6 protein-coding genes and 1 tRNA gene are annotated in these 5,693 nt (G+C 69.9%); 2 read left to right on the top strand and 5 right to left on the bottom strand.

The window, feature by feature from the left end; genetic code table 11:
- A partial coding sequence (locus SACHA_RS21900) for a hypothetical protein (protein ID WP_198010141.1) occupies nt 1-1,159 on the top strand: 1,159 nt, incomplete at its 5' end.
- Nucleotides 1,160-1,205: 46 nt separating this feature from the next.
- Here SACHA_RS21900 and SACHA_RS0112535 read toward each other — a convergent pair.
- Nucleotides 1,206-1,838: an ANTAR domain-containing response regulator gene (locus SACHA_RS0112535; protein ID WP_019810190.1), complete on the bottom strand. Its 633-nt coding sequence runs from the start codon at nt 1,836-1,838 to the stop codon at nt 1,206-1,208.
- Nucleotides 1,839-2,039: 201 nt separating this feature from the next.
- Here SACHA_RS0112535 and SACHA_RS0112540 point away from each other — a divergent pair.
- Nucleotides 2,040-2,113, top strand: a tRNA-Leu gene (locus tag SACHA_RS0112540).
- A gap of 81 nt (nt 2,114-2,194) precedes the next feature.
- Here the strand turns inward: SACHA_RS0112540 and SACHA_RS0112545 are convergent.
- The 4 genes from SACHA_RS0112545 to SACHA_RS0112560 form a co-directional block, all read right to left on the bottom strand.
- Nucleotides 2,195-3,640: a tyrosine-type recombinase/integrase gene (locus SACHA_RS0112545; RefSeq protein WP_019810193.1), complete on the bottom strand. Its 1,446-nt coding sequence runs from the start codon at nt 3,638-3,640 to the stop codon at nt 2,195-2,197.
- A complete protein-coding gene (locus SACHA_RS0112550) occupies nt 3,640-3,828 on the bottom strand; it encodes a helix-turn-helix transcriptional regulator (protein ID WP_019810195.1) in 189 nt (62 codons plus the stop codon). The genes SACHA_RS0112545 and SACHA_RS0112550 overlap by 1 nt, the downstream gene beginning before the upstream one ends.
- Nucleotides 3,829-4,057: 229 nt before the next feature.
- Entirely contained in the window at nt 4,058-5,383 is a 1,326-nt protein-coding gene (locus SACHA_RS21905) for a DUF3987 domain-containing protein (RefSeq protein WP_019810196.1), read from the bottom strand.
- The coding region (locus SACHA_RS0112560; RefSeq protein WP_198010142.1) for a WhiB family transcriptional regulator at nt 5,384-5,693 on the bottom strand (310 nt) is incomplete at its 5' end.

Raw genomic sequence — 5,693 nt, forward strand, 5'->3', positions numbered from 1 at the left:
CGTGACCGCGGAAGGCGACCCCGAGCCCGCGGACGCGGCGGCGGCGGTGGACGAACTCGCCCTCGGCGACCCCGACCTCGCCCCGGACAGCGACGCACGCCTCGCGGAACTGGCGCAGCTGTGGGAGCTGGCCGAGGCGCTCGGCTTCGTGGACGTGGAGGACACCGGGGCGGTCGCCGGGGAGGTCGCCGACGAATGGGCGGACGGGGACGACGACACCGTGCTGCTCGTCTGGCGGCAGGCGCTCACGGAGATGAGCGCGTGGAGCATGCTGACCGACGCCGAGCGTGCCGCCGAGATCGACCTGGACCTGCGCCCGGCGGGCAGCACCCTGCTGCCACTGTTCGCGGCACGGCGGGACGGGCTCCCCCTGGCCCGGGTCAGCGGCATGATCCGGCAGATGGCGGTGAACGATCTGTCCGCGGGACGGGCGGACGAGGCGTGGGAGGACTGGGTCGCCGTGCACGGCGACCCCGCACGGGTGCTCTACGCACGGCTGGCCGACCTCGGCGCGGTCGACATCGACGAGGTCGACGTCGTGCGGCTGCGTCCACTCGGTCTCTACGCACTGTGGACGGAGCTCAGCGACGATCTGGAGATCCCGCTGCTCCCACCGCCCGAGGAGATGCCCGCGGAAGACCTGCTCGCGGTCGGGACCACGGGCACCGACGACGACCTGCGGGACGAATGGCAGGGTTGGCGCGCGGTCCGCGACGCCGACACGGCCGCGCGGGCGCTCGCGGACGCGGCCCGGGAGGCGGGCCCGGACGAACGTCTCATCGCCACGTCCCTGCTCCGGGAGCTCGGGGCGGACGCGGTCTGGCGCGAACTGCTCGACGAGCCCGCGTTACGCCCGTACGCCAAGCAGGCGTTGGCCGACCTGCACGGCCCCGCGCCCGAGTTCGAGCAGGACGACGAGGACCTCGCGTGGCTGTTGCTCGATCTCTACTGCGCGGTCGACGAGGAGGATCTGCCCGACGACCTGGCGGGGAACCTGGCCGAGGCCGTGCGCCCGGGCGAGGAGTCGGTGTTCGACACGATGTGGCGCCTCGACCACCCGCACCGGCACACGGTGCTCACCCTGATCGGCCGCCACCACCCGGACGCGGACATCGCGAAGGCGGCGCGGAAGGCGTCGTTCAAGGCGCCGAACTCCTGAGAACGACCGGCCGGCCCGCGCCGGGCGCGACCGGGGGGAGGTCGGCCTACTTGTTCTTGTCCTTGTCGGTGCCGAAGTTGTCGATGACCGCCTCGGCGACAGCCTTCATGGTGGTCCGCCGGTCCATCGCGGTGCGCTGGATCCAGCGGAAGGCGTCCGGCTCGGTGAGGCCCTGATGGGTCATGAGCAGGCCCTTGGCGCGGTCGATCAGCTTGCGGGTCTCCAGGCGGTCGTTGAGCCCGGCGACCTCCGACTCCAGGGCCTTCAGCTCGGAGAAGCGGCTGACCGCGAGCTCGATGGCGGGCACCAGGTCACGCTTGGCGAACGGCTTGACCAGGTACGCCATGCTGCCCGCCTCGCGGGCGCGCTCCACCAGGTCCCGCTGGCTGAACGCCGTCAGGATCACGACGGGAGCGATCCGGTCTCCGGTGATCTTCGCGGCGGCGTCGATGCCGTCGAGCTTGGGCATCTTCACATCGAGGATGACCAGGTCGGGTCGCAGATCGGTGGCGAGTTTGATGGCCTCTTCCCCGTCTCCGGCCTCACCGACCACCTCGTAACCCTCTTCGCGGAGCATCTCGACGAGGTCGAGACGGATCAGCGCCTCGTCCTCGGCGACGAGCACACGGCGCTGGGGCGTGGCGGCGGCGTCGTTGGGCTCGGTAGCCGCTTCGCTCACCGGGGTTCCTCCTGGCGTTCGACGGGTACGGTTGACAGCGGCGTTCCGCTAGGGGAAAGGCTACCGGTAACAACGGCCCGGGTCGTGATGGCGTTCGCCACGTGCGGTGATCGCCACTGCGCAGGTGTTCCGGCCCACCACCCGCGACCGCCGACCCGGTGTCCGGCTCCGGACGACGGGGAGTAAAGTGCGCGTCACCACGCCCCCGTAGCCCAATCGGCAGAGGCAGCGGACTCAAAATCCGTCCAGTGTGCGTTCGAGTCGCACCGGGGGCACCCTCCGCAACCACACGAAACGGCCCCTCACCTGCACAAACGCGGTGAGGGGCCGTTCTCGTACCGTCCGGCCGTGTCCGGCTATGTACCGCCGTCGTCCGGCGTCTGTGGCACCGGTGTGGAACGAGACTCAGCTGTGGGGAGCCCGAGCACCCGGTCGATGCGCTCGCGGGCGGCCTCCTCCTGGCCGGCGAGGACCTTGGCGTAGATCTGGTGGAGGACGGCTACGGAGTGGCCGGCCCACTCGGCCACCTGCGTCGAGGGCACGCCGGCCGCGAGCCACGTCGACACACAGGCGTGCCGCAGGTCGTAGGGCCTTCGGGCGAGTACGGAGGCGTACTCGGCTTCTGTGAGCGCCGTTCTGCGGGCCTTGTCCCACACCCGCGCGATCGTGGATTCGCCCACGAGCCCACCTGTGAGGTTTCGGAACAGCCGACCGTCACCCGCGGTCCCGTGCCGCTTCAGGTGTGCGTGCAGCAGCTCGGTGAGTGGCGGCGGGCACGGTACGTGCCGCACCTCTCCCCTCCCCCGCTGTTTGAGCTGCCGACGATCGCGGCGGTGCCCGGAGTCGGTCCAGGCGGCGCCGGCGGTCGGGGCGGTGCGGGACAGCAGCAGCTCACCCCAGCCGTTCTCCGGGAGCTGCAAGTCGGTCTTGCTCAGCATGACGGCTTCTTCCGGGCGCAATCCCGCGTAGTACAGACACGCGAAGAAGGCGACGAGCATCGGTCCGGACGACCGGCGCGGCTGTCCGTTCACGTACTGGCGTCCCACAGCATCGAGCAGTCGGCGTGCCTGCTCGGGATTGATGACCGCGCGCCGGTCGATCGCCTTCGCCTCCTTCGGCGCGGTCCACTTCACCGAGGGCAGCAGATTGCGTGTGAGCACGTTCAACTCGACGGCGTATTCGAGCGCGTTGTGCAGCACGGCTCGCTTGCGCGCGACCGTCTTCGCACTCGCCGGCGTGCCATCGAGCTTGGTCGCGATGGCTTCGAGCAGTGCACGCATGGCCGCGGGCTCGTCGAGCCGTGAGACCGGAACCGTATTAGCCGTCAGCCACCGGAGTGCGCGGGCGATGTGGTCCGGCTTCGGCTCGTCGCGACGCCGGGTATTGAATGCCCATCCGGTCATCGCCTTCCGCAGCACTCGTTCCTCGGGCTTGCCCCGGTCGGTCGACAGCATCGCCATCGTGGCCGAGGCCAACGTGTCGGCGTTGCCCACGCGCGACTTCGCCGCGGCACGCGGCCACTTCATGTCGACGTAGCGCTGTGCGAAGTCGAACCAGGTCAACTCGTTCGCCGTACGCGTCAGTGAGACCGGGAAACCCGTATCAGTGTCGAATGCTTCGCCTCCACGTTGCGCGGACAACAGTTCGGCCCGGAAGCTGTCCGCCGCCGCCTTGGTCTTGAAGGACTTCAAGAACGGCTGCTGCTGGGCCACTCGCCACCGCACGCCGTAGCTGGTGACCTTGCCCTGCTTGTCCTTGCGTGGCTTGATGCTCCACACCCGGACGTCGTAGGTCTTCGCCATCAGGCCGCTTCCTCCCTGCTGTCGAGCCAGCGTTCGACGTCGACGCGACGGATACGGATCTCGCCGTTCGGCAGCTTGATGCAGCGCGGCGCGAGACCCTTCGTGCGCCACTGGTAGAAGGTCGACCGGGCTATCTCGAACTCTTCGCAGAACGCGGCGATCGTGAGGTGCTGACGCTGGGTCCCCATGTGGTCGTGGACTCCTTGTGGTCGAGCTGGAAGTGGGCACGCTGCGGACGTGGCATGGCGCTTCGCTCCTTCTCTGCGGCAGGTACGGGCGGGGCGACGGAGGAAACGAACTAACGAAGGAATGCTGTGACCTGCGACTTCGCCGGGTGTCGGCGGTTCATTAGTTCGTAGGTTACGAACTAATGCGGCCTGCTGCGGCGGTGTTTGTGCTGGTCAGTGGGTTTGTTCGTTAGTTCGTTTGGTTCGTGGTGTTGGGTGTGCGGGCGGTGTAGATCTCGATGCTTCGGCCTTTGCCGCTGTCGGGGCGTTGGTGGTGGCGGGTGATGCGGTCGGCGTCGATGAGTTGGTCGAGCATGGCGGTGACGTCGTCGGCTTTCTTGTTGCCGCCGAAGAAGCCGGTGGTGATGTCTTTGCGGGTGCGGCCGTGTTCGCCGGCTTCGGCGATCCAGGCGGCGAGGCGGGCGGGGGTGGCGGTGTCGGTGAAGACGGCGCGGGCGGAGTCGATGCAGTAGCGCACGAGCGCGGCCGCGGCGGTCAGGTGGGCGGGGTGGATGGCCGGCTGTCCGTCGAGGGCGGCGTGGATGCCGGCGATGCGCAGGCAGTTGGGCACGGCGCGGGAGACGAACTGCTCGACCTGGGGGCGGTCGTGTTGGTCGGTGGAGAACTCGATGTAGAGGCTGCGCCACAGTTCGGCGGCGGTGTCGGTGAAGCCGAGCAGCCCGAGTTGTGAGCCCGCGGCGACCCGCTCGGCGAGTCCCTGTCCGAGGCTGCGCACGAGGTCGTCGGGGGCGCCTTGGCTGAACGGCAGGAACTTTGACCGGGCCACGGCCAGCGGGAGGAAGCGGTTGTAGGTGCCGCCGGCCATGTCCTCGGCCGAGACCTTGGCGCGGAACTCGCCCGGTGTGATGTGGGCGAGGATGCCCACGTGGGAGCTGGGCGCGACCCGTTGCGCCACGGTCAGGGTGGACAGGTCGCCGCCTTCCCAGGCGGCGCGCAGGATGGCGGAGAGGCTGTTGCCCTCGCGGCGCATCTTCGCCATGACCCCGGCCCACTCGGATTCCATCACCAGCAGCCGCAGGTCCCGCTCGCCGGCGGCTTCGGCCTCGTCGTCGAGGGCGAAGCACTGCGCCAACCCCTCCCCCGACGACAGCCCCGATTTGACGTTGGTGCGGGTGAACTGCTCGTCGGCGGCGGCGAGCAGTCGGCGGGCGCTGGACCAGGAGGTGCCCTTGCGGCCGCTGCTGGTGCGGCCCACGATCAGCGGCCACACCAACAGCGGGTGCGCGTCGTCCCCGGCCCGCACGTGCGGCTTCTGGCCCAACGCGACCCCGGCGGCGGCCAACAGCGAGGCCAGCACCGCGACCGGGTCAGCCTCGCTGGTGGGCTCCACCTGCCGCACGAGGTAGCCGAGGTAGCAGTCGAACACCGCCTCGTCCAACGTCGGCAACTCCGCACGGGCACGGGCGACCTCGGCGTGGGCGTGCGCCTCGGCGGTGTCCGTATCGGCCTCGGGCGGGTCGGACAGCACCCGCAGCGGGCGGACGGAGTTCGACATTTACGCGGTCTCCTGCTCGGTCGATCCCAACGTGCGGCGCAGCCGGATGCGCTCGTTGACGGTCAGCCCGCCCCAGACACCCACCAGGGCCGGACGGGCCAGGGCGTAGTCGCGGCACTCGGCCTGCACCGGGCACGCCCGGCAGACACGGCGGGCGACGGCCAGGTGCAACATCTGGCCGTGCTCGTCCGGGAAGAACGCATCCGGGTCGGTCTCCCGGCAGGCGGCCCGCTCGTGCCAGGCCAGATCATCCGGCGACAATCCGAGGTCGGCCCAGGTGAGCCCACCCGTACGGGCGCGGCCCACGTGC

Origin of the sequence: Saccharomonospora halophila 8, assembly GCF_000383775.1 — a bacterium.
Taxonomy (GTDB): Bacteria; Actinomycetota; Actinomycetes; order Mycobacteriales; family Pseudonocardiaceae; genus Saccharomonospora; species Saccharomonospora halophila.